General features: G+C 63.4%; 25 protein-coding genes. 17 read left to right on the top strand and 8 right to left on the bottom strand.

The features are described from left to right. Positions 1–45 precede the first annotated feature (45 nt). The 4 genes from ACQ4WP_RS21325 to ACQ4WP_RS21310 all read left to right on the top strand — a co-directional run bounded on the left by ACQ4WP_RS21325 (position 46) and on the right by ACQ4WP_RS21310 (position 4,249). Positions 46–492, top strand: a complete 447-nt coding sequence (locus ACQ4WP_RS21325) for a PaaI family thioesterase (protein ID WP_436524142.1) — start codon at positions 46–48, stop codon at positions 490–492. Between the two features lie 60 nt (positions 493–552). After that, positions 553–1,749 (top strand): acetyl-CoA C-acyltransferase, encoded by a 1,197-nt coding sequence (locus tag ACQ4WP_RS21320; RefSeq protein WP_100875372.1) that lies wholly within the window; start codon positions 553–555, stop codon positions 1,747–1,749. A 72-nt stretch (positions 1,750–1,821) separates the two neighbouring features. Continuing rightward, the gene (locus tag ACQ4WP_RS21315) at positions 1,822–2,601 is read left to right on the top strand and encodes an enoyl-CoA hydratase (RefSeq protein ID WP_436524140.1); all 780 of its coding nucleotides are present in this window, start codon (positions 1,822–1,824) and stop codon (positions 2,599–2,601) included. A 169-nt stretch (positions 2,602–2,770) separates the two neighbouring features. Next, positions 2,771–4,249 (top strand): serine hydrolase, encoded by a 1,479-nt coding sequence (locus ACQ4WP_RS21310; protein ID WP_436524138.1) that lies wholly within the window; start codon positions 2,771–2,773, stop codon positions 4,247–4,249. A gap of 7 nt (positions 4,250–4,256) precedes the next feature. Here ACQ4WP_RS21310 and ACQ4WP_RS21305 read toward each other — a convergent pair whose 3' ends face one another. Continuing rightward, on the bottom strand, positions 4,257–4,844 hold the full coding sequence (locus ACQ4WP_RS21305) for a TetR/AcrR family transcriptional regulator (RefSeq protein WP_436524136.1): 588 nt from the start codon (positions 4,842–4,844) through the stop codon (positions 4,257–4,259). Between the two features lie 41 nt (positions 4,845–4,885). On the opposite strand from ACQ4WP_RS21305, the gene ACQ4WP_RS21300 reads away from it, so the two are divergent. Continuing rightward, a complete protein-coding gene (locus tag ACQ4WP_RS21300; RefSeq protein WP_436524134.1) occupies positions 4,886–5,413 on the top strand; it encodes a dihydrofolate reductase family protein in 528 nt (175 codons plus the stop codon). On the opposite strand, the gene ACQ4WP_RS21295 is transcribed toward ACQ4WP_RS21300, so the two are convergent. Then, positions 5,410–6,213 carry a metallophosphoesterase family protein gene (locus ACQ4WP_RS21295; protein WP_436524132.1) on the bottom strand — a complete coding sequence of 268 codons (804 nt, stop codon included), beginning with the start codon at positions 6,211–6,213 and terminating at the stop codon, positions 5,410–5,412. The two genes, ACQ4WP_RS21300 and ACQ4WP_RS21295, sit on opposite strands and share 4 nt — an antisense overlap. A 140-nt stretch (positions 6,214–6,353) precedes the next feature. Here ACQ4WP_RS21295 and bla point away from each other — a divergent pair, with 140 nt between their 5' ends. Beyond that, on the top strand, positions 6,354–7,298 hold the full coding sequence (gene bla, locus ACQ4WP_RS21290; RefSeq protein ID WP_436524130.1) for a subclass B3 metallo-beta-lactamase: 945 nt from the start codon (positions 6,354–6,356) through the stop codon (positions 7,296–7,298). Between the two features lie 411 nt (positions 7,299–7,709). Here bla and ACQ4WP_RS21285 read toward each other — a convergent pair whose 3' ends face one another. Both ACQ4WP_RS21285 and ACQ4WP_RS21280 read right to left on the bottom strand, forming a co-directional pair. Next, the gene (locus ACQ4WP_RS21285; protein ID WP_436524128.1) at positions 7,710–8,513 is read right to left on the bottom strand and encodes a metallophosphoesterase family protein; all 804 of its coding nucleotides are present in this window, start codon (positions 8,511–8,513) and stop codon (positions 7,710–7,712) included. A 46-nt stretch (positions 8,514–8,559) separates the two neighbouring features. Further along, entirely contained in the window at positions 8,560–9,465 is a 906-nt protein-coding gene (locus ACQ4WP_RS21280) for a LysR family transcriptional regulator (protein ID WP_436524126.1), read from the bottom strand. A 119-nt stretch (positions 9,466–9,584) separates the two neighbouring features. Here ACQ4WP_RS21280 and ACQ4WP_RS21275 point away from each other — a divergent pair, with 119 nt between their 5' ends. Further along, complete coding sequence (locus tag ACQ4WP_RS21275) at positions 9,585–10,451, top strand: pirin family protein (RefSeq protein ID WP_436524124.1); 867 nt, start codon at positions 9,585–9,587, stop codon at positions 10,449–10,451. Positions 10,452–10,518: 67 nt separating this feature from the next. Further along, positions 10,519–11,220 carry an isochorismatase family protein gene (locus ACQ4WP_RS21270; protein ID WP_436524122.1) on the top strand — a complete coding sequence of 234 codons (702 nt, stop codon included), beginning with the start codon at positions 10,519–10,521 and terminating at the stop codon, positions 11,218–11,220. Positions 11,221–11,225: 5 nt separating this feature from the next. On the opposite strand, the gene ACQ4WP_RS21265 is transcribed toward ACQ4WP_RS21270, so the two are convergent. Further along, positions 11,226–11,957: a substrate-binding periplasmic protein gene (locus ACQ4WP_RS21265; RefSeq protein ID WP_436524120.1), complete on the bottom strand. Its 732-nt coding sequence runs from the start codon at positions 11,955–11,957 to the stop codon at positions 11,226–11,228. Positions 11,958–12,209: 252 nt separating this feature from the next. Between ACQ4WP_RS21265 and pnuC the strand changes: the two genes are divergently transcribed. Further along, on the top strand, positions 12,210–12,800 hold the full coding sequence (gene pnuC / locus ACQ4WP_RS21260; protein ID WP_436524118.1) for a nicotinamide riboside transporter PnuC: 591 nt from the start codon (positions 12,210–12,212) through the stop codon (positions 12,798–12,800). Between the two features lie 332 nt (positions 12,801–13,132). Continuing rightward, entirely contained in the window at positions 13,133–15,700 is a 2,568-nt protein-coding gene (locus tag ACQ4WP_RS21255; protein WP_436524116.1) for a TonB-dependent receptor, read from the top strand. Here ACQ4WP_RS21255 and ACQ4WP_RS21250 read toward each other — a convergent pair. Continuing rightward, a complete protein-coding gene (locus tag ACQ4WP_RS21250; RefSeq protein ID WP_436524114.1) occupies positions 15,688–16,533 on the bottom strand; it encodes a response regulator transcription factor in 846 nt (281 codons plus the stop codon). The genes ACQ4WP_RS21255 and ACQ4WP_RS21250 overlap by 13 nt on opposite strands. Before the next feature lie 12 nt (positions 16,534–16,545). After that, positions 16,546–16,812, bottom strand: a complete 267-nt coding sequence (locus ACQ4WP_RS21245) for a hypothetical protein (protein ID WP_436524112.1) — start codon at positions 16,810–16,812, stop codon at positions 16,546–16,548. A 70-nt stretch (positions 16,813–16,882) separates the two neighbouring features. Here ACQ4WP_RS21245 and ACQ4WP_RS21240 point away from each other — a divergent pair, with 70 nt between their 5' ends. The 4 genes from ACQ4WP_RS21240 to ACQ4WP_RS21225 all read left to right on the top strand — a co-directional run bounded on the left by ACQ4WP_RS21240 (position 16,883) and on the right by ACQ4WP_RS21225 (position 21,595). Then, positions 16,883–17,413, top strand: coding sequence for a Csu type fimbrial protein (locus ACQ4WP_RS21240; RefSeq protein WP_436524110.1), 531 nt, complete (start codon positions 16,883–16,885; stop codon positions 17,411–17,413). 12 nt (positions 17,414–17,425) lie between these two features. Next, positions 17,426–18,154 carry a fimbrial biogenesis chaperone gene (locus ACQ4WP_RS21235; protein WP_436524108.1) on the top strand — a complete coding sequence of 243 codons (729 nt, stop codon included), beginning with the start codon at positions 17,426–17,428 and terminating at the stop codon, positions 18,152–18,154. A 64-nt stretch (positions 18,155–18,218) separates the two neighbouring features. Then, positions 18,219–20,588 (top strand): fimbria/pilus outer membrane usher protein, encoded by a 2,370-nt coding sequence (locus tag ACQ4WP_RS21230; RefSeq protein WP_436524106.1) that lies wholly within the window; start codon positions 18,219–18,221, stop codon positions 20,586–20,588. Then, on the top strand, positions 20,588–21,595 hold the full coding sequence (locus ACQ4WP_RS21225; RefSeq protein WP_436524104.1) for a Csu type fimbrial protein: 1,008 nt from the start codon (positions 20,588–20,590) through the stop codon (positions 21,593–21,595). Before ACQ4WP_RS21230 ends, ACQ4WP_RS21225 begins: the two co-directional genes overlap by 1 nt. Here ACQ4WP_RS21225 and ACQ4WP_RS21220 read toward each other — a convergent pair. Beyond that, positions 21,592–21,819, bottom strand: a complete 228-nt coding sequence (locus ACQ4WP_RS21220) for a hypothetical protein (RefSeq protein WP_436524102.1) — start codon at positions 21,817–21,819, stop codon at positions 21,592–21,594. The two genes, ACQ4WP_RS21225 and ACQ4WP_RS21220, sit on opposite strands and share 4 nt — an antisense overlap. Before the next feature lie 10 nt (positions 21,820–21,829). Here ACQ4WP_RS21220 and ACQ4WP_RS21215 point away from each other — a divergent pair, with 10 nt between their 5' ends. From ACQ4WP_RS21215 to ACQ4WP_RS21205, 3 genes are all read left to right on the top strand, one after another. After that, a complete protein-coding gene (locus ACQ4WP_RS21215) occupies positions 21,830–22,018 on the top strand; it encodes a hypothetical protein (RefSeq protein WP_436524100.1) in 189 nt (62 codons plus the stop codon). A 62-nt stretch (positions 22,019–22,080) separates the two neighbouring features. Further along, positions 22,081–22,638: a winged helix-turn-helix transcriptional regulator gene (locus ACQ4WP_RS21210; RefSeq protein ID WP_010394680.1), complete on the top strand. Its 558-nt coding sequence runs from the start codon at positions 22,081–22,083 to the stop codon at positions 22,636–22,638. A 156-nt stretch (positions 22,639–22,794) separates the two neighbouring features. Beyond that, a complete protein-coding gene (locus ACQ4WP_RS21205) occupies positions 22,795–23,229 on the top strand; it encodes a CHRD domain-containing protein (RefSeq protein ID WP_436524098.1) in 435 nt (144 codons plus the stop codon). The last annotated feature ends 167 nt before the right edge of the window (positions 23,230–23,396 follow it).

The following is a 23,396-nucleotide window of genomic DNA, read 5'->3' as shown; positions in this document are numbered from 1 at the left end:
ATCCTGTCATTGGTATTTAAAGTATTACTGCGCGTGAGGCCAAGCATGGTGTATGACCGTATCAAACAACAGATGATGGACACCTTGCCCTTCGTGCGGCTGCTGGGGATCAGCATCGACGACATCGGCGCCGGCACCTCGAAGGTGTCGATGCCGGAAGATCCCAAACTGAATAATCACCTGGGCACGCAGCACGCGGGCGCCTTGTTTACCCTGGCCGAAACGGCTTCCGGCGCAGCCATGGCTGGCGGCTTCGCCGAGCTGATACTGGGCTTGCGCCCGGTGGCCAAGGAGTCGCGCATCGCCTACCAGAAGGTGGCCCGGGGCGCGACGCGCGCCGAAGGCCGGGTACCGGGCGACCTGGCTGCCTTGAAGGCGCAGCTGGCGCAGGACGGCAAGGTGGCGTTTCCCGTGGCAGTCGACATTTTCGACTCCGAAGGCACGCTGGCGGCACAGGTGACGGTGGACTGGTATTTGTCGCAGAAGCGATAGAGCGCCACCTCGGACATTCGACAGAACACGAACTTCGTTCAACATCTTTGAAAGAATAAAATGAGCAAACAACTTCAAGACGCCTACATCGTCTCTGCAACCCGCACCCCGATCGGCAAGGCGCCGCGCGGCATGTTCAGAAATACCCGCCCGGACGACCTGCTGGTGCGCGTGCTGCAATCGGCCCTGGCGCAAGCGCCTGGCCTCGACCCGGCGCTGATCACCGACGCCATCATTGGCTGCTCGTTCCCGGAAGCGGAGCAGGGCTTCAATATCGCGCGTAACTCGGTGCTGCTGGCCGGCTTGCCGAAAACCGTGGGCGGCGTCACCGTCAACCGTTACTGCGCCTCGGGCATTACGGCCATTGCCATGGCGGCCGACCGCATCCGCGTGGGCGAAGCCGACGTGATGATCGCCGGCGGCATCGAATCGATGTCGATGGTGCCGATGATGGGCCACCACCCATCGATGAACCTGGACATGTTCAGCGATGAAAACATCGGCATGGCCTACGGCATGGGTCTGACGGCCGAGAAAGTGGCGCAGCAATGGAAAGTGTCGCGCGAACAGCAGGACGCGTTCTCCGTCGAATCGCACCGCCGCGCCATCGCCGCGCAACAAGCCGGTTTCTTCAAGGCCGAAACGACGCCCGTCGAAATCATCACGCGCACGCCTAACCTGGCCACCGGCCAGGTGGACGTATCGCGCCGCACCGTCGACACCGACGAAGGCGCGCGCGCCGATTCGTCGATGGAGTCGCTGGGCAAACTGAAACCCGTGTTTGCCGCCAAGGGCACCGTTACGGCCGCCAACAGCTCGCAGATGTCCGACGGCGCCGGTGCGCTCTTGATCGTCAGCGAAAAAATCCTGCGCGAGCATAACCTGACCCCGCTGGCGAAATTCTCCTCGTTCGCCGTGCGCGGCGTGCCGCCGGAAATCATGGGCATCGGTCCTAAATTCGCCATCCCAGCAGCGTGCGCCGCCGCCGGCATCACGCAAGACCAGCTGGACTGGATCGAACTGAACGAAGCGTTTGCTGCACAGGCGCTGGCCGTCATCGGCGACTTGGGCCTGGACCCATCGAAGGTCAACCCGATGGGCGGCGCGATCGCCCTGGGCCACCCGCTGGGCGCCACGGGCGCCATCCGCGCCGCTACCGTGATCCACGCGCTGCAGCGCACCAAGCAGAAGTACGGCATGGTCACGATGTGTGTGGGCGCCGGCATGGGCGCAGCCGGAATTTTTGAGCGCGTATAAGTTTGGCGGGCTAAAGCAATAAAACAGGGCGCTGCGGGATTATCCCGGCGCCCTTATTCTTTTGGAGACGACATGGATATTTTGTGCAGCAAGAGCGAAGGCATCCTCACCCTGGAATTCAACCGCCTGGAACGCAAGAATGCGATCACGGGGGCCATGTACCAGACCCTGGCCGATGCGCTGGGGGCGGCCGAGACGGACGACGCCGTGCGCGCCATCCTGATCTGCGGCAAGCGCGAGATTTTCACGGCAGGCAACGATCTCGATGACTTCATGAAGGCGGCGCGCCCGAAGGATGGTTCGCTCGATCATGACCGTCCCGTGTTCCAGTTCATGCGCGCCCTGTACGGCAGCAGCAAGCCCGTGGTGGCGGCAGTCTCCGGCCCGGCCATCGGCATCGGCACGACGCTGTTGATGCACTGCGACCTGGTCTACGCGGCCGACAACGCCAGCTTCTCGATGCCGTTCACGCAGCTGGGCCTGTGCCCGGAATTCGCTTCCAGCCTGCTGCTCACGCAACTGGCCGGCTACCCGCGCGCGGCGGAAAAACTGATGCTGGGCGAAGCGTTCCCTGCTAGTGAAGCCCTGGAAATGGGCCTGGTGTCGAAAGTCGTGCCCCTGTACGAATTGATGACCTTCGCGCAAGGCCAGGCCGCCAAGCTGGTGGCCCTGCCAGCCGCCTCGATCCGTGCCACCAAGCGCCTGATGAAGCAAAGCCGCATGGAGCCGATGAAGGCCGCCATCGCCGACGAAAACAAACTGTTCAGCGCCATGCTGGGCGGCGCCGAGGCGAAGGAAGCATTTACGGCCTTCTTTGAAAAGAGGAAGCCGGATTTCAAGAAGTTTGCCTGAGTCTTGTCCAGGTCAGTGCGCAACAGGCGTCCTGCGGGGCGTCTGTTTTTACTTGGGAGCAGATTGATATTTCTGTTTCGCAAAATTGCATAATCCGCTAAGGTAGGTGCCGAGGCGTTCCACGCTCCCCCTTGCATGCCTGACGCCCGCCAACGCGAACGGAGACAACATGAAACTGGTAGCGCTGATCAGCGGACTGTGCCTGGCCTTGCCCGCCTGGGCGCAAGCTGCGCAAGGGACGTCGGTCCAAGTGATGGACTATCTCCGGCAACAGATGGCACTGCAGCAGATTCCTGCGCTGCAAGTGGCCGTCATCCAGCAAGGCAAGGTTGTCGAACTGGCCGCCCTGGGGATGGCCAATGTGGAACACGGCGTGCCGGCCACTAACGAGAGCGTGTTCTCGATCAATTCCTGTACCAAGGCGTTTACGGGCGTGGCCGTCATGCAGCTGGTCGAGGCGGGCAAGCTCAGGCTTGCGGACCCCATCTCGCTGTATCTGGACGACTTGCCGCCGTCCTGGCGCGCGCTGACCATACGCCAGTTGATGACGCATACCTCGGGTTTGCCCAACATCATCGACGATAAGGAAAGCCCGCTGGGTGGCGAGAATGAAGCGCTGTCCTGGAGCAAGGTCAAGACCCTGCCGTTCGAATTCGCGCCGGGAGAGCGCTACAGCTACAACCAGACTGGCTATGTTTTGGTCGGCAAGATTATCGAAAAGCTCAGCGGTGAGTCCTTCGTGCAGTTCGTGGAAAACCACCAGTTCAAGCCGGCCGGCCTGAAGCACACGCGTTTCGGCGATTCCAGCGATGTGGTCGCCCATTCCGCCGGCGCCTACACCTATTCGCGTAACGAGGGCGGCAAGTGGCTGACGGGCACTCGGCTGGCCACCACCTACGTCACCTTCCCCGCGTATTTCCGTCCAGCCGCCGGCATCCTCTCCACCTCGGGCGATATCGCGCAGTGGCTGCTCGCCCTGCAAGGCGGCAAGCTCCTGAAGGACAAGGCCAGTCTGCAAGCCATGTGGAGCCCGTATGTGCTGAACAACGGCAAGACGCAGGGGCCGAATGCGCTGTTGAATGGTTCAGCGCTGGGCTGGCCCGTGACGGTGCGCGGCGAACACCGCGCGGCCGGCCCCATCGGCGGCATGCGCTCCGCGTTCTTCGTGTATCCCGAAGACGATCTGTCGGTGGTGGTGTTGACCAATTTGCAGGGTGTCAATCCGGAACTGTTCATCGATGAAATCGCCGGCTTCTACGTGCCGGCCATGCACCCGTCGACGGGCTTCGGTCTGCCACCGGCGGTCTTGCCTTTGCGCAAGATGCTGCTGCAGCGCGGTTACGCAGAAGCGTCGCAGGCGTGGGCTGAACTCCGGGCGCGCGATGCGCAAGCGCTGCCGGACGAGGATGCGCTGAACGTGTGGGGCTACAAGCTAAGCGGCCAGCAGCAGCTGGCGCAAGCCGTGGCCGTCCTGCGCCTGAATGCCAGCCTGCACCCATCGAGCTGGAATGCCTACGATAGCCTGGCGGAAATCCTCGAGCAGGCCGGCGACAAGCAAGGTGCGATCGTCAATTACGGCAAATCGCTGGCGCTCAATGCCGACAATAGCCATGCCAGTGAACGGCTGCGCGCGCTGCAGGCGCCCTGAGGCGCGATCAGCATCTTGCGCGCATTCCCGCCAGGATCAGGCCGACCGAGGCGTGCCATTGCGTCTCGCTGGCCGGCCGGCCCGCCAGCGCATAGCCGTGCAGGAAATCGACGAGCGCATCACGGCCGCGCAGGCGAATATTTTGCGGCAGATCAAGCCCCTCCAGTGCCTGCTCGAATAGCGCCGTAAACCGCTCGGCCACGTCGGCTTGCGTCACCAGCCCGCGCGCCATCAGGCGCACGAAATACGGCGTGGCGCTGACCAGTTCCAGGTACAGGGCGCACAGCGCGAGCACACGCCGTGGTGGCGCCTGGCGCCGCGTAAACGGCGGCTGGCGCGGATTGAGCGCGGCAAAACGCTGCACCATCAGAGCCAGCAGCAATTCCTCCTTTCCTGCGTAATAGTGGTACAGGGCCATGGCATCGACGCCCAGGCGTTGCGCCAGCGCGCGCATGGAAAACGCTTCGCCTTGCTCTTCCAGCAGGACCAGGGCAGCGTGCAGGATGCTGGCGCTGTCCAGCGCGGGCGCCGCGCGGCGCGGACGCCCCGCGCGGCGCACGGGAGATTCCATGACTTGAAGTTTTGGGGTTTTCATGGGCATAATTCTACACCGTAGAATTAATTGAAGGAGCACCCATGCAAAAAACTTCTGTCAGCGTTTTTCTCGGCATCAGCATCGATGGCTGTATCGCCGGGGAAAACGGCGACCTGTCCTGGCTGGCCGAGCTGGCCCCCGACTCGCCTGACGCCACCGGCTACACGGCCTTGATGGATCAAGTCGATACCCTGCTGATCGGGCGCACCACCTATGACGCCGTGCTGGGTTTTGAGCCGTGGCCGTATGCAGGCAAGCGCGTGGTGGTATTGAGCCACCGCGACTTCGCGCCGCGCCATGGCGAGCAGCGCCGCGAAGGCAGCGTGCGCGAAGTGCTGGAGGAGCTGGCAGAGGAGGGTTGCCGCCACGTGTATCTCGATGGCGGCGCCGTCATCCGCGCCGGTTTGCGCGAGGGCGTCATCGACAGCCTGACTTTGTCCGTGCTGCCCGTGGTGCTGGGCAAGGGCGTGCGCCTGTTCGAGGATGGCTTGCCGCGCAGCGACTGGCGCCTGGACGGCACGCGCCAGCTGCCTAGCGGCGTGGCGCAGCTGCGCTATCGAAAAAACTAAACCGTGCTGGCGATGTCGACGATGAAGCCGGGATCGTAGCGCTCGTTTTCCGGCGTGCCATCGGGGCGCTTGTAGCCGCAGGGGTTGCAGACGACGCGGCAGCCTTGCACGCGATAGTCGAGCGAGGCGTGCATGTGGCCATGCACCCACAGGTCGGCTTGCGCCACCAGGCCGTCCAGCTGCGAGGCGAAGGCGGGCGAGCCCAGGTTTGTCGCGTATTGCTCGTCCACCGACTGCATCGAGGGCGCCATGTGCGTGATCACTACCGTCTTGCCATCGAAGGGCTGCGCCAGTTGTTGTTCCAGCCAGGAGCGGTGCTGCGCATGCAGCTGCGCCGTGTCGCTGGCGCACAAGAGACGCGGCGTGTTGCCGCCCGTGCTGATGCGCTTGTAGTCGGGCATGTAGGCTTGCGCCGCGCTAAGCGCTTCTTCCCGGCGCTCCGCGCCAAAGAGTAAAAAATCCGTCCACAGCGTGATGCCGAGGAAGCGCACGCCATCGAGCACCGCGGCGTCGCCGTCGAGCAGGCGGATGTTGGCGCCCTGCGCATTCGCGCTGGCACAGGCGTCGCGCACCGCGTCCTGCATGTATTCGAGCTGGTGCCCATAGCCCTCGTGATTGCCATGCACGTACAGCACGGGCAGGGCGCCGAAGGTGCGCGCAGCCCAGGCGATGGCATGGTTGCCCGTGGCGATGTCGCCGGCCAGGATCACCACGTCGGGGCGGCTGGCGGCAAGGTCGATGGCGGGCGTGTCTTCACCCCAGACTTCCAGGTGCAGGTCGGACAGGATCAGCAAACGCATGGCAGTGGGCGCGGCAAGGCGCGCGGCAGGTCTATGGGCCTCTATCGTAGCGCAAGTCGTTGCGTCCGTCTGCTTGACCGCGCCAGGGTGGCGACGTTACCCTATGGCATCGATTACCCCACACTCACTCCTGGAGCCGCATGCCGCCTTTCTTTTCCCCCAAGACCTTGCTCAGTATCGCGCTGGCCGCCATGGCGCTGCCGCTGACGGCACACGCCGCCACGCCCGCCATCGATCCCCTGACGCAGCCGATTGCCTCGCCCTACGCGGCGCAGTGGAACCGCCCGCAGCAACCGGCGCGCATCCACGGCGACACTTATTACGTGGGCGTGGGCGGCTTGAGCGTGGTGCTGATCGACACGCGTGCAGGCTTGATCCTGATCGATGGCGCGTTGCCGCAATCGGTGGCCGCCATCAAGGAACATATCCTCGAGCTGGGCTTTCGCCTGCAAGACATCAAGTTCATCCTGAATACGGAAGCGCATTTCGACCATTCGGGCGGCATCGCCGCCTTGGCCCGCGACAGCGGCGCGCAAGTGGTCGCCAGCCCGCTGGGGGCGCAGGCGCTGCGCGCGGGATCGGTGCTTGCTGCGGATCCGCAAGCGGGCGAAATCGATGCCATGCCGGCCGTGGAAAACGTGCACGAAATCGCCGACGGCGAAACCCTGCAATTGGGCGACGTGGCCATCACGGCGCGCTACACGCCCGGCCATACGCCAGGCAGCACCAGCTGGACCTGGGTTTCGTGCGAGGATGCCGAGCGCCAGGAATGCCTGAACGTGGTGTTCGGCGCCAGCCTTACGCCGGTGGCGGCCGACGATTTTCACTACCTGGCCGATGAACGCCATGCGGACCTGACGCCGGCCTTTCGCCGCGTCATGCAGGACTTCGCCAAACTGCCGTGCGATATCCTGATCTCGGCCCACCCCGACCACTCCGGCGGAGACCGCAAGCTGACGCAATTGCTGGAAGGCGTCACGCCGAATCCCTTCATCGATGCGCAGGCGTGCAGCAACTACGCAGCCAAAAATGAAGCCAAGCTCGATGCCCGCATCGCCAAAGAAAAAGCGGCTGCGACAAAATAGCAACGTTGGCGAATGCGTCATGAAAAGCGGTTGACGCACTGCAGCATACGGTGCAGAATCAGCGTCCGCAAGGCAGATTAAGCAAACAAGGAACCCCATGTTCGAGCAGGTTGGCAGCAAGTCGTACAAGCACTAGCCCCGCGCATGACGCTCGGGGCCATCGGCAGCATTGCCGATCCCGAGCCGGTGTCCTTCAAACCCCGGTGAGGAAACTCGCCGGGGTTTTTTGTTTTGGACGACCCGGCATAAATCGTTTGCATCCAGGGTTGAAAAGAGACACCATGAAAATCAAAGTGAAAGCGACGCCCAAGTCGCGCAATCCGCTGGTGGCGGCCGGCAAGCACCGCCTGCAGCAATGGCTGGCGGGCCGTTTGAAGGCGGACGATTAACGCGGACGATTAACGCGGACGTTTAACGGGCCGGCAGTTCGACGATGAAGTTCGGGTTGAAGCGGGGATTTTGCGGCGTGCCGCTGCGCGTCCTGTAGCCGCAGGGGTTCGATACGACGCGGCACGGGCCGATGCGATAGTCGCGCGAGACGTGGAGGTGGCCATGCACCCACAGGTCCGCCTGCGCGGCCAGCTCGTCCAGGCGAGAGGCATACGCGGCAGAACATCCCTCGCTGCCATACGCATCATCGACCGATAGCAGCGACGGCGCCATGTGGCTGATGACGACGGTGCGGCCCTCGAAAGGCTGCGCCAGTTCGCGCGTCAGCCAGGCTTTTTGCTGCGCGTGGAACATGGCCGTGTCGGCCGCGCGCAATTTGCGAAAGCCCATGTTGGCCAGGCGGATGCGTTTGTAGTCGTTCATGACGGCTTCCGCGTCGCGCATGGCTGCTTGCCGCGTGTCGTCGCCCAACAGGCGGAAATCCGTCCACAGGGTGGCGCCCAGGAAGCGCACGGTGTTGCCTGCCTGGTCTGCGATGACGTGCGTGCCGCAGTCGAGGAAATGTACGTTCTGCGTGCTGGCGCAGGCCGCATGGAGCTCCTGGCGCACCTTGTCGAGGTGGTGGCCATAGCCTTCGTGGTTGCCATGCACGTACAGCACCGGCAGTCCCGCAAACGTGCTGGCGGCCCAGGCGACGGCGCGGGCGCCCGTGTCGATGTCGCCTGCCAGGATGACGGCGTCGGGGCAGCTGAGCGTGAGGTCGCCTTGCGGCGCTTCGTCGCGCCATAACTCATGGTGCAGGTCCGACAAAATCAATAAACGCATGCGGTATCCAGGCGATTCGAGAGTACGTCATCGTACCTGAAAACCCTCACTCCTCCTCCAGCGCGGCGAAGCTGTGCGCCAGATAGTCGATCAGCGCGCGCACGGCCGGCAGCAGGCCGCGCCGCGACGGGAAAACGGCGTGGATGATTTCGCGCTGCGGCCGCCACTGCTCCATCAGCGGCAGCAGGCTGCCATTGGCCACCTGTTCGGTGATCATCATGGTCGGCAGCTGCACCACGCCCACGCCGGTCACGGCCGCGTCGCGCAAGGTCAGCATGTCGCCCGTGACGAAGCGCGGCACGTGGCGCAGCTGGGCGCGCGCGCCATCCGGGCCGTGCAAATCCCACTGGTAGTGCTGTTGCGGCATGCCCAGGGCCAGGCTGGGCCAGTCGGCCAGGTCGGCCGGCGCTTTCGGCACGGGCGCGCCGGCGAACAGCAGCGGGCTGCCCACCATGCACTGGCTGCGCTCGGCCAGCACGCGCAGCACCAGCTCGCTGTCGGGCAGCGGCGGCGGACGCACGCGGATGGCCACGTCGATGCCTTCGGCCACCAGGTCGACGCGGCGGTTGCTCGCTTCGAGCAGCAGCGTGACCTGGGGATGCTCGCGCATGAAGCGGGCCAGCATGGGACCCACCAGCGCGTGCAGCAGGGCGATGGGGCAGGACAGGCGCACCGTGCCGCGCGGCGCCGCCCGTGTCAGTTCGATCGCTTCCTGCGCCGCTTCCGCCTCCACCAGCATCGCCTTGCAATGCTCGTAAAACGTCTGCCCTACGTCGGTGACGGAAAAATGCCGCGTCGTGCGCTGCAGCAGGCGCGCGCCGAGGCGCTCTTCCAGCAGCGCGATGCGCCGGCTCAGTTTGGATTTCGGCATGCCCAGCGCGCGCCCGGCCGGCGCGAAGCCGCCATGGTCGGCCACTTGCACAAAGTAATACAAGTCATTCAAATCCTGCATGCCGCTTCCTTTATCGTTCTATTTTTAGAACGCTGATGGCGTATTTTACCGTCTATCGCCTCCATCGTTGCAAGCGTATTCTGTCTCCATCGAAATGCAAACCCCAACAGGAGATCGAGATGAACACAGTCACAGGTATCTACAGCGCACCGCGCCAGCACTGGGTCGGCGACGGTTTCCCCGTGCGCTCGATGTTTTCGTATAACGGCCATGGCAAGCAGCTGAGCCCCTTCCTGCTGCTCGACTATGCCGGTCCTGCCGAATTTGTGCCCGGCACCCGTCCGCCCGGCGTCGGCTCGCACCCGCACCGCGGCTTTGAAACGGTGACCATCGTCTACAAGGGCGAAGTGGCGCACCGCGATTCGACGGGCCAGGGCGGCGTGATCGGCCCCGGCGACGTGCAGTGGATGACGGCCGGCGCCGGCATCTTGCACGAAGAGTTTCACTCGCCGGCCTTTACGCAGTCGGGCGGCACCCTGGAAATGGTGCAGCTGTGGGTCAACCTGCCGGCCAAGAACAAGATGACGGCGCCCGGCTACCAGGCGATCACCAGCGACACCATTCCCACCGTGGCGCTGCCGGACGGCGCCGGTGCGGTGCGCGTGATTGCCGGCGACTTCGGCGGCCAGCATGGCCCGGCCCGCACGTTCTCGACTATGCAGGTGTGGGACATGCGCCTGGTCCAGGGCAAGCTGACGGAGCTGCCCGTGAGCAAAGGTTGGAGCACGGCGCTGATCGTCCTGCATGGCACGGTGCTGGTGAATGGCGAGAGCGTGGTGCGCGAAGCGCAGATGGCGCTGTTCGAGCGCGATGGCGACAGCATCACCATCGAGGCGAACAACGACGCCGTGGTACTGCTGCTGAGCGGCGCGCCGATTGAGGAACCCATCGTCGGCCACGGTCCCTTCGTCATGAATACCGAAGCGGAAATCGCGCAGGCGTTCGAGGATTTCAACAGCGGCCGCTTCGCCCGCATCGCGACGTAATTTGTGCAGCAGGCAGTAAGCAACAACCCATGCCGCATCCCGCGGCATGGTTTTTCAGGAGACCACCATGAGCACCCCCGCCAACTTCCAAGGTTTGCCACCGATGATTGATCCCGACGACGCCGTCATGCTGCTGATCGACCACCAGAGCGGCTTGTTCCAGCTGGTGCGCGACATCGAGCAGCACGTGCTGCGCGGTCACGTCACGGCGCTGGCCAAGCTGTCGCGCCTGGCCAATATGCCCACTTTTACTACCGCTTCCGTGCCCGATGGCCCGAATGGCCCATTGATCCCGGAAATCCACCATTTCAATCCGGACGCCGTCTACATCCCGCGCACGGGCCAGATCAACGCCTGGGACAATCCGGCCTGGGTCGAGGCCATCGAAAAGACGGGCCGCAAGACCCTGCTGATCGCCGGCACGCTCACCAGCGTGTGCATGGCGTTTCCCACCATCAGCGCGCTGGCCGCCGGCTACAAGGTGTTTGCCATCATCGACGCTTCGGGCAACTGGTCGAAGATGGCTACCGACATCACCATGGCACGCGTGACGCAGGCCGGCGCCGTGCCGATCGACACGTATGCGGTGCTGGCTGAGGTGATGAGCACCTGGAACCGCGCCGATGCGATGGAGTTCGCCGCCGTCATGACCGACCATATCGTGCCGCCGTACCGCGCGCTGATCGAAAGCTATGACAAGGCGCAGGGCGTGCAAAAGAATGGCCGCGAAACCAAGCTGGAAATCCTGGAAGCGGCCAGCAAGGGCTGATCGCCTTACGGCGCTTCGTAGCGGGCACGAATCGCCGCCAGCGTACCGCGCTGTTCCAGGTGCGTGATGGCGGCGTTCAGGCGCGCCAGGTCGGCGGCGCTGGTCGTGCGCGCATTGAGCATCAGGTGGACGGGGGCGCGCAGGGCCAGGAAGGGCAGGGTGCTCAAGGCAACGCCCTGCAGGCGCGCTTCGTGGCGCACGGCCAGCACGTCGCCCAGCAGCAGGTCGGCGCGGCCCGCATCGAGCATGCGCACGCCTTGCTGGAAGCTGCCGAACGCATTCAGGCGGCCGGCCTTTTCCAGCGCCGGCCGGACCGCCGCGTACTGCGCGCCATACCAGCCCACTTTGGGCGCCAGCAAGGTCGACTTGCCGCGCGCGAGCTGCGCGAAGCTGGCGATCTGGCGGTGGCCGGCGGGCGAGCCGGATTTGCTGAAGAGCCCCACGGCTTCGTCGCGATACGCGATGGAAAAGCGTGCATAGGAATGGCGTTCCGGCGTCTCGGACGCGGCCAGCATCAGGTCCAGCCCCCCTTGCTGGAACAGCAGCTGGCGCCGCGCCGTAGGCAGTTCCGGCAAGGTGACCAGGGTGCACCGGGCTTCCTTGAGAATGGCTTTCAGCAAATCCAGGTCCAGGCCCGTATAGCGGCCCTGCGCATCGCGGTGGACATACGGTGGCCACTGCTCCAGCGCCATCGTCATGCGGCAAGCCAGGGCGGGCAGGGCGGATACGCCGAGCATTGCCGCAAACAGGAGATGGCGCATGCGCATATGGGGGCTTCCCTGGAGTTTCAACTTGATATTCAATTTGCCAGAATGGCCACGGAAGTCAAGGGCTGCGGCTGCTGAAGGCCGGCCTGGTACGCATTTCCTCGATGTGCGCGCGTTTTTTGCCACTTGCCCCATGGGGATCGCCTCCGGCACGGTGAACACCGTGCAGTGTAATCGGCTATAGTGGCGCGGTGCCACCACTGCCCCGCAAAGGAAGACCGCTTGACTGCCCCGCTCGAGATCGCCGCCAATGTACTGATGACTGCCTCCATCATTCTGGCAGGACGCAATAATATTCATTCCTGGTGGATCGGCATGGTCGGCTGCGTGCTGTTTGCCGTGCTGTTTTTCCAGGTTAATCTGTACGCCGACGTGATGCTGCAGCTGTTTTTCATCGTCACCTGCGTCATCGGCTGGCTGCAATGGCGGCGCGGTGCCGGCGGCAAGCCGTTGCCGATCACGCGCACGGGCTGGCGCAGCCTGGCCTGGGTGGTGCCGGCCGGCATCGCCTCCGTGGTCATCTACGGCATGCTGCTGCACCGCTTTACGAATGCCTACGCGCCCTTCATCGATTCGGCAGTGTTGGTATTTAGCATCATCGCGCAATTCTTGCTGATGAGCCGGCGCATCGAAACCTGGGCTTTCTGGCTGCTGGTCAACACCGTGGCCGTGCCGCTGTATTACAGCCGCGGCCTGCACCTGACGGCCGTGCTGTATGCGGCCTACTGGGTCAATGCCCTGATTTCCTGGTACTGGTGGAGCGTGCAGGCGCGCCGCGCGGCGCTGGCGCCTGCGGTGAGTGCCGACGCCTGATATTGCCATATACCAAGTCCTTAGATTCAAATCGTATATACAATCAATTTTTAATTCGTTCACGCCATAAAGACACCGGGATATAGTGGACTTTCCCCGCTTACCGGTGTCTTTTATGTTGCGTTTTGCCCTTTCTGCCTGTTTTTACGCCGCCCCGCACCAGCTGACCATGCAATGCATGGCGCAGTGGATGCCGGTGCGTGCCCGTCCACGCATCCCCTAAGTCATTCCCATCCGTTTCGTTGTCGTTTGCCCGCTGGTCCACCCGGTCCGCGTGCCCCTGCTCGGCCTTTTTTATCTGAAAAAGGCTGCAATCCCGATAAGAGGAAACCATGTTCAAACCACTCGCCATCAGTCTTGCCATCGCCGCCGCCTTTCCCGTTTTCCCCACCCTTGCCCACGCCGAGGACGACATGCTGCGGGTTAATGTCACCGGATCGAATATCCGCGTCAGCGAAAAGGAGGGCGCCAGCGCCGTGCAAGTCATCACGGCCAAGGAATTGAAAGCCAGCGGCAAGACCAGCGTGTCGGACGTGCTGCGCGCCATCTCCGCCAATAGCGGCAACAGCTATAACGAACAATATACGGGCAGTTTCTCGGCCGGCACCTCGGGCCTGTCGCTGCGCGGTATCGGCCAGCAAAACACCCTGATCCTGGTGAATGGCCGCCGCGTGGCCAGCTATGCCACGGCGCAGGATTTGCAGCAGACCTTCGTTGACCTCAACAGCCTGCCGATGGCGGCCGTGCAGCGCATCGAAGTGCTCAAGGATGGCGCCTCGTCCGTGTATGGTTCCGACGCCGTGGCCGGCGTGGTCAACATCATCTTGTACAAGGAATTCACGGGCACGGACATCACGGCGCAATGGGGCGGCTCGACGCAAGGCACGGGCCAGCACGAAAAGAGCGCGGCGCTGCAAACGGGTTTCGGCAAGCTCGGGGAAGATGGCTACAGCGTGGTCTTCTCGGTCGACGCGCAGCAGCGCGACAAGCTGCAGCAGAGCGACGTGGCATGGCTGCGCGATGCCGATTACCGCCAGCAGCAGCGCGGCAGCCTGGGATGGACCGCCACGAATTACGCCGGCAACGATCCCACGCAGACGCTCGGTGGCGTGCGCGGCCCGCTGCAACTGGTGCCGTACAAGGACATCAATCCCGATCGCAGCGGCCAGGTGCTGGCCTACAATCCGGCGCCGTATAAAACGCTGATCCCGGGTATCCAGCGTATCCACTCGTCGCTGCGCGGCACCCTCAAGTTGAACGCGGGCACGGAAGCGTATGTCGACCTGTTGCACAGTTACTCGCGCGCCGACCAGACCTTCAGCGCTCCGCTGACGGTGAATAACGCCACGCGCGTGTGGAACAACAGCACCAAGCTGCTCGATACCATTCCCGTGGTGCTGCCCGTGGGCCACCCGAACAATCCGGGCACGACGCCTTTGCCGTTCACGGCCACCCTGTTCGACCTGGGACCGCGCCTGAAGCAGGACCGCGTCACCTTCTACCGCGCGCTGGCCGGCGCCAAGGGCACCTGGGCGGGCTGGGACTGGGATACGGCCGTCGCCCATTCCAGCAGCAAGCTGGAAGAAACGGTGCAGAACTTCGTTAACCGCTATGCATTCCAGAAAGTGCTGGCCGAGGGCAGCTACAATTTCTTTGACCAGTCGCAAAACAGCGAAGCCGTGCGCAAGCGCCTGCGCCTGTCGACCCTGCGCCCGGCCGAGTCGACCCTCGACACGCTCGACTTCTCGGCGGCCAAGGATATCTGGAACTTGCCCGCAGGCCCGCTGGGCTTTGCCGCCGGCTTTCAATGGCGCCGTGAGAAAATGGATTCGCAAACCTCGACGGCCGTTCTGTCGGGCACGGAACTGCGCCCCGCACTCAATATCATCAACGGCTCGCGCAATGTGTCGGCCCTGTTTGCCGAATTCAACGTACCTGTAGTGAAAGACCTGTCCGTCAACGTGGCGGGCCGCGCCGACCATTACAGCGATTTTGGCAATGCGTTTTCGCCGAAAGCCAGCGCCCGCTACCAGGCGGCGCCCTGGTTGTTGCTGCGCGGCACCGTTTCACGCGCCTTCCGTGCCCCGTCGCTGCCGGAAATCACCGACAGCACGGCCGTCAGCTATACCGGCGTGATCGATGCCCGCGATCCATTGACGCCAACGCAGTCGCGCGGCGTGACGGTCATGACCATCGCCAATCCGAACCTGCGTCCCGAGCGCTCGAACAACTTGAACCTGGGCGTGGTGGTGTCGCCCACCAGCAGCTCGAGCATCGGCCTCGATTACTACCGCATCAAGCAAGATGGCGTGATCGGCACGGCCAGCGCCACCACCATTCTCGAGAATGAAAAAACGGCGCCGCAACAGATCACGCGCGGTGCCGATGGGCGCATCACGACCCTGTACCGCCAGTTCCGCAACCAGGGCCAGCGCGAAGTGTCGGGCATCGATATCGACCTGCGCCAGCGCTTTGCCGACAAGGACTGGGGCAAGCTGACCCTGGCCGGCCAGCTGAGCCGCGTGCTGCGCTTTGCCGAGCCGTTGTCCGATGGCGCGCCGCTGACCGATGGCGTCGGCACCAATTACTTCGGCTCCATCCCGAAATGGCGCGGCGTCACCTCGGCTACCTGGGAACAGGGAAAATGGGGGGCGACCCTGACCTGGAACTACGTGGGCAGCTATGCGCAGCAGCAGCACCTCGATGAGTCGGTGGCTGCCTTCAGCACCTTTGACGTGACCAGCAGCTGGCAAGTCACGCCGGCAGCGAACGTCACCTTCATCGTGCAAAACCTGGCCAACAAGCGCGCCCCCTGGGACTATGCCTCCACCGGCTTTGACTTTACCCAGGCCGATCCGCGTGGACGCTTTGCGGCACTCAAGCTGAACTACAAGTTCTGAGCGCGCGGCAGATTCACCAATAGCGCCCGCCCGCCACCCGCCGCCTGCCGCTGTCCTGTCTGCTCCTGCAGGCGCTGGCGGTAGGCGCTAGGCGTGACGCCCATGCGTTCGCGAAAGGCGGTGGCGAAGTTGCCCGCGTTGTGAAAACCGATCAGCAGGGCGATATCCTGCACGTCGATATCCGTCTGCTGCAGCAATTCCACACCGCGGGCGATGCGCGCTTCGCGGATGAAGGCAAACACGGTCATGCCCGTTTGCTCGCGGAACATCAGGGTCAGCTTTTCGCGGTAAGTGCCCACGCTGCGGGCGATGTCGGACAGGTTGGGCAGGCTGCCCAGGTTGTCGAGAATGAGCTGTTTGACGGCATTGACGAATACCAGGTCGGGATGCTGCAGCTTGTCGCTGATCGGCATCGTGGCTGGCAAGGTACTGTTGCTTTTACGCATCAATCCCAGGTGGATATGGATGCGCGCGGCCAGTTCTTCCGGCGTGAACGGCTTTGAAATGTAATCGACGCCCCCCACCTGCAAGCCCATGATGCGTTCCTTGGCGGCGTCGGCGCCGCTGAGAAAGATCACGGGTATCTGTTCCGTTTCGGGGTTGGCCTTGAGCAAACGGCATGCCGTGTAGCCATCCATCTCGGGCATGCGCACGTCGAGCAGGATCAGGTCGGGACGCGTGGCCAATGCCAGTTGGTAGCCCTGGTAGCCATTGAACGCGATGCTGAAACGGTAGGGCTGCTCGCTGAGCAGTTCCATCAGCATGCGCTGCTCGAACGCGGAATCGTCCACGATCAAGATGTTTTTTTTGATGGTTTCGCTGGTCAATGGCATGGCATGGATGACTTAACCAAAAAGCAAGTTGTGGCTTATTATGCTCTGCTTTTTCTTTTTTTTCTGCTTTTCTCGTGTTTCAAAAGATGTTTCGCCGCCAGCAGAAGCGGCGATTTCCCAGATCGCTAATAATTCATTGGTGCATTGATTTGAAGCAATGCCGCTTGTTAAAAAATCTGTTTTGCAAATGCTGCAAAAAATGCTGGAGTCCTCGGCTTCCTGACTCTCGGCGCAAGTATTTTGTTGTCCTGGTTTGCGTGCCCCAAAAAACGCTGGCAATACCGTGACTATCCTCGACGTCCTTCATATTGACGGGCTCATTAATGATGTTCCATCATCAGGAGGTATCATGTTGCGAGTTATTTCCACCCGCCTTATCGTTGCCGCCAGCGTCGCTGTGGCCAGCACGGCGCTCATGCCTGGCGTTGCCGACGCGGCCGTGTATCTGAACGGCAGCGCCAATATCACCTTTGACGTCACCCTGAAAATCATCGCCAATTGCACCATTTCGGCGGCCAATCTCGACTTTGGCCAAAGCCAGGGTGTACTGGCTACTGCCGTGAACGTCAATACGACCGTGAGTGTGACCTGCACCAATACCACCCCGTATAACGTGGGCCTGACGGCGGGCACGGGCACGGGTTCGACCGGCACCACGCGCTACCTGAGCGGCACCGGTGGCAACCTGGGGACGGTCCAATTCAGCCTGTACCAGACGGCCGGCAGCACCTTGTGGGGCGATACCCAGGGCACGAATACCGTCGGCGGCACCGGCACCGGCGCATCGCAGCCGATCACGGTGTACGGCAATATTCCGCCGCAAGCGACACCGGCGCCCGATACCTACAAGTCGACCATCACGGCCACCGTTTACTTTTAAGCCAGGCGCTGCGTGAAGGCCGGTTCGACTTCCCTGATGAAAAACGTGCTGGCGCTGCTGGCCTGCTGCGCGGCGGGCGTACAGGGCGCCAATCTGCAGATTTCGCCGGTGACGCTAACCCTGCGCGCAGCACAGAGCGCGGCCGGGATCAACCTGCAAAACCTGGGCGACCAGCCCATGTATGGGCAGGTGCGGGTGTTCGCCTGGGACCAGCGCGATGGCGAGGAAGTACTGGCGCCCACGCAGGAACTGGTGGCCAGTCCGCCGATCGTGGAAATCGCGGCCAACAGCCGCCAGGCCATCCGCCTCGTGCGTGCCCAGGCCGGCCCTGTCGCGCAGGAAAAGACGTATCGCGTGCTCATTGATGAAGTCAGCCGCGACGATGAATCGGGCCGCAGCGGCGTCGATATCCGCCTGCGCTACTCGGTGCCCGTGTTCGTGCTGCCGGCCGGTGCGCCGGGCCGGGAAATGCTCGACTGGCAGGTTTTTCGCGAGCGGGGCGAGTGGATGTTGCGTATCAAGAACAGCGGCAATGTCCATGCGCAGATCGGTGCGATGACATTCACGAACCAGGCGGGCAAGGAGTTCGTCATCAGCCAGGGGCTGTTTGGCTATGTCCTGGCGGCACGCATGCGCGTATGGCGCCTGCCCGTCGCCAGGGAGGCTGAACTGGATGGGCCGTTGAGTATTGCGGTGAATGTGAATGCAAAGGCGCTCGTTGCCACGAATTCGACACCTTGAACATGGCCGCCATGGCGGGCGAGCTTGCCACGCGCCTTCGGCATGGATGCAACCGGGTTAAACCATGAGACGCGCACTGAGCTGGCGGACCTGCTGGACCTTGCTGCTGCTGGCCATGGCATCACCGGCCAGGGCCGATGGGTCTGCCGCCGTGACGGGCGCAGACCCGGGGCCGGCCAGCTTGCCCAGTGATCCGATGGCACCGAATGAACTGTATCTGGAGGTAACCGTGAATGCTGAATCAACCGGGTTGATCTTGCGTTTTACCCAGGTGGGTAAAGGCTTGCGCAGCAGTGTGGCGAACTTGCAACAGCTTGGGCTGGACCCGGAGCGCCTGGGCGCGCCCGCTCGAGCCGAGGTGGCGCTCGATGCGATTCCCGGACTCAGCTATGACTATGATGCGGCGCGCCAGAGCGTGTCGCTGCAGGTGGCGGACGACTTGCGTTCGCCTTACCGCATCAGCGCGCGCACGGCGGCGCAGACACCGCCATCGCGCGTCACGCCCGGCGCCGTCCTCAATTACGAAGCTTATGCGGAACTGGGCCGGACGCGGCGTGTCGCCATCTTCAACGACTTGCGCTATTTCAATGACAGCGGCGTGTTCAGCAATACCGGCACCTTGAACCTGCGATCCGACCAGCGCAAGTACATGCGCTTTGACACCTTCTGGAGCCACGCCGACCCCGAGACCTTGCAAACGTGGCAAGTGGGCGACCTGATTTCTTCGTCGCTCAGCTGGAGCCGCGCCGTGCGCGTCGGCGGTGTGCAGTGGCGCAAGAATTTCCAGCTGCGCCCCGACCTGCTGACCTTTCCCGTCGCCTCCGTCGATGGCACGGCGCTCGTGCCTTCGTCGCTGAGCCTGTATGTCAATGGCGTGCAGCAATATGCTGCCAGCGTGCCCAGCGGTCCGTTTGTGCTGAACCAGGTGGCCGGTATCAATGGCGCCGGGCAAGCCACCCTCATCACGCGCGATGCGCTGGGGCGTAGCGTGACGACCGTGCTGCCCCTGTATGTCGATACGCGCATGCTGGCCAGCGGCTTGAGCGATTACTCGGTCGAGGCGGGCGCCGTGCGGCGCGAGTATGGCCGCCGCCTGTTCGGCTATGAGCGGCAACTGGTCGCCAGCGCTTCCGGCCGCCATGGCGCCAGCGACAGTCTCACCCTCGAAGGCCATGCTGAACTGGCCGCCGGCCTGTATCAGGCGGGGGCGGGCGCGCTGCTGCGCCTGAGCCAGGCGGGCGTGCTCAGCGGTTCGCTGTCGGCCAGCGTTGGCCAGCACCGCGGCGCGCAACTGGGCGCCGGCTACCAGTACATGGGGCCGCGCTTCAGCGTGGATGTGCAAAGCGTGCGCGCCAGCGCCGGGTTTGGCGACCTGGCCTCGCGCGATGGCAGCCCCGTGGTGCGCGCGGCGGATAGATTCACCGTCAGCTTGCCTTTGCCGGCGGGAAGCAGCATCAGCAGCAGCTATATCAGTTACCGCACGCCCGGCGCACCGCCATCGAAGCTTGCCACCGTGGGCTATTCAGCCACCCTGTTTCACGGCCTGTTCCTGAACGCCAGTCTGTTCCAGGACTTGCGGCAACGCGAGAAGCGGGGTTTTTACTTCGGCCTGAGCATGGCCTTTGACAACAATCTGGCCATCGGCACGAGCAGCAGCCGGCAAAACGGCGAGAGCGGCCGCAGCGTCAGCGCGCAGCGCGCGGCGGATTTTGGCGGCGGTTTCGGCTGGGGCTTGCAGGCGGGCACGGCGGGCGGCAACGCCTACCGGCAGGCGCAACTGGAATACCTGGGCAATGACGGCCGCGTGAGCGCGCGCACGCAAAGCAGCAGCATGGGCAATGCTTCCTCGCTGGGCGTGGCCGGCGCGCTGGTGCTGATGGATGGCCATGTCGAGGCGGCGCGCCGGGTGGGCAACGGTTTTGCGCTGGTCTCCACTGGCGGCGTGGGCAATATTGCTGTGTTGCATGAGAACCGCCAGATCGGTGTGACGGGCAGGAGCGGCTATCTGCTCGTGCCGAATTTGAATCCCTATGGAAATAACCAGATCAGCATCGCCACGGAGGAACTCGACGTCGATGCGCGGGTGCCCGTGACGAACATCAATGTTGTGCCGCAACAGCTGGCCGGTGTGCTGGCCGCCTTTCCCGTCGAACGCTACAGCGCGGCCACCGTCATCGTGCAAGGCGCCGATGGCAAGCCGCTGGCGACGGGCTTGCCCGTGCTGCACGTACAAAGCGGCAAGCAGACGGTGGTGGGATTTGACGGCATCGTGTTCGTCGACAATCTGCTGGAGCAGAATCAGTTGCAAGTCGGCGAGGGCGACAGCGTGTGCACGGTGCGTTTTGCCTATGCGCGTCCGGCGACGGGCGGCTTGCCCGTGATCGGACCGCTGCGCTGCGTTAGCGTTGCTGCCAGCGCCGGGGCAGGCCGCTGATGCGCCGCCTGCTGCCATGGCTGACCCTGCTGCTGGGCTGTGCCTGGGGCGGCGTGGCGCAGGCGGCCGACACCTGCACGGTCAGCATGACGAATATCGATTTCGGCACCGTCAGCCCGATTTCCGGCACCGATTATGTGGCGCAGGCAACGGGCACCTTCAGTTGCCTGTTTTCGTCGCTGGACCTGGGACAGTTGCTCACGCCGAATGCGCAAGTGTGCATCTCGCTGGGGCTGGGCACGAATTCCACCTCGGCCCTGCCGCGCAAGCTGGGCAATGGCAGCAATCGCATGGAATACAACGTGTATGTGGACAGTTCGTATGCGACGGCGAAGATCTGGGGTGGCACCGGCGTGACGGGCGCACCATCGACCTTCGGCATGATTTTGTCGGTCGGCGTGCTGGCGCCGCCCGGCACGTATTCCACCACCTTTACCGTGTACGCGAAGATCCCTGCCGGCACCGCGCTGGCGGCCGTGCCCACGGTCGCCAACGCGAATACCGTATATACATCGAGCTTTGCCGGGCAAGGCACCTACACCTACACCACGTATGGCCTCGTCAACCTGCAGGGTTGCACGGCCAGCAGCGGCAGCTTCGGCTTTACGGTGAATGCCACGGCCGTCAACGATTGCACCATCACGGCCAGCCCGATGGCATTCGCGAACGCTTCCATCCTGACGGGTAACTTGCGCAGCACCAGCACCTTGTCGGTGCGTTGCGTGAATAACAATGCGTATCAGATTGCCCTGAACGGCGGCAGCGTGGCGGCCAATGTGGCGAATCGCCAGATGAAAAATATCTTAACGACGGACAAGGTCAGTTACCTGCTGTCGTCCACCCTCGATGGTGCGCCATGGGGCGATGGCACGGCTGGCACCAGCATGGTGACCGGCACGGGCACGGGCGCCAGCGTGCCTTTGACGATTTACGGCCGCGTGCCGGCGCAGGTGTCGCCGCGCCCCGGCGACTACAAGGACACGGTGACTGCAACGATTTATTTTTAGAACGTGACGGTGACGAGGCCGGCGCCCGATGGTGTTGTCTGTTGGAGCAGCAGATACGGCGTGTTGTGCTGGCAGCGTACCTGGGCGCTGTTGCGCTGCGCAACGATGGTGCACGCTTCCTGGACGACGAAGGTGGCCTGGAACGACGCGGAAGATACGGTACCGGCGGTGGTGGTCTGGCAAAGGGACAGGGCGAGCAGGGCAGGCAGTACGGCAAGCTTCAAAGGGGGCATCGTGAATGTATCGCGTGAAAAACGGGCGTGGGCAGCAGCGCTGGAAGGCGTGGCTGACACCGTTTTTCGCACCGGGATGGGGGGAGAAGAACCAGCCATGATTGTACTTGAACAAGGAAAGTGTGAGTTTTTGCGTATTTTCAAGCCGTTACCGTGGTGCGAAGGTGACTTGCAAAATGATAGTAATTAAGTTTCCGTGTTGCAACTGAAATATTTTTGATTGTTGTGTTGAATCAACGTGAGGAGATGGTCATGAAACATACCAACTTTAATAATTTGCCCTGCCCGATCGCACGCAGCCTGGGCAAGGTGGGCGAATGGTGGAGCATCCTCATCCTGCGCGAAGCGTTTTATGGCAAGACGCGTTTCGACGAATTTGAAAAAAGCCTCAAGATCGCGCCCACCATCCTGACGCGCCGCCTGGCCGACCTGGTGGAAGGGGGCTTGATGACGCGCCGCCTGTATTGCGCCAAGCCGCCCCGCTACGACTATGTGCTGACCAAGTCCGGGCGCGCCTTCAAGCCTGTCTTGCTGGCTTTTATTGCCTGGGGCAATGAAAACTTCGCGCCGGAAGGCGCCAGCCTCGTCATCGCCAGTCGCGACACGGGCCTGGCCGCCGATCCGGTGCTGGTCGACGCCATGACGGGCTTGCCCATCAATGACGAGTACTACGCGTTTGCGCCGGGGCCGGCCGCCAGCGACAGCATGCGCAGCATCATCCTCGACGCGGAGAAAAGCAGCGGCATCGCGCCCAAGCCGAAGGCCGCACCCGCCAACCGGGGCTGGGTGGCGGAAGGCCATCTGGCCTGAGGCGCGCCGGCAGGCGAGCATCAAGTTTGGCGAAAAGCAAAGCGGGCGGCGCGGCCTGGCGCTACTGTCGCACCATGCAACACAAGTGCGGCGTAGGCCCGGTTGTGCGGGGCCGGACGCCATCCGAGATCCGCTGTCCGTTGAAGGAGACCTGCGATGAGTACATTGCAACAATACGCCTACCGCGCTGCCAGCGTGCTGGCGCTGGCCGCCCTGCTGGGCGCCTGTTCCCATGGCCCGCATCCGGGCGGCCATGACGTCACCTTGACGGGCGCACAGGAAGTGCCGGCCAACACCAGCATGGCCAGCGGCAGCAGCACGATCCGCATCGCCCACGACCGCAGCGTCAGCGGCGGCGTGCGCTATACGGGCATGCTGGCCACCGTCGCGCATATCCATGAAGCGCCCGCCGGCGCCAACGGTCCTGTCATCGTGCCCCTGCTGCAGACGGGCGCCGGCATGTTTGCCGTGCCGGCCGGCACCCTGCTCACGCCGCCCCAGTATGCGAGCTACCGGGCCGGCAACCTGTACATAAACGTGCATAGCGCCGCTTACCCGGCCGGCGAAATCCGCGCCCAGCTCAAGCCATAGCCGGCCCAGCGGCGTTTTCCCCGAAACCTCCTTGGGCCGCGCGAGCGGCCTTTTTTTGGTGCGCCAGGCATGGCGCGACGCGCGCGAGCGCGGCTCGACTGACTGTGGTGGTTAGTTGAGTGACTTGGAGGTGAAAGTCCTCTGCACACCGGGCAAGGGGAAGTGCT

The organism is Janthinobacterium lyxosi (genome assembly GCF_051380665.1).
Lineage (GTDB): Bacteria > Pseudomonadota > Gammaproteobacteria > Burkholderiales > Burkholderiaceae_D > Janthinobacterium.
This window is presented reverse-complemented; position numbering and strand designations above follow the sequence as displayed.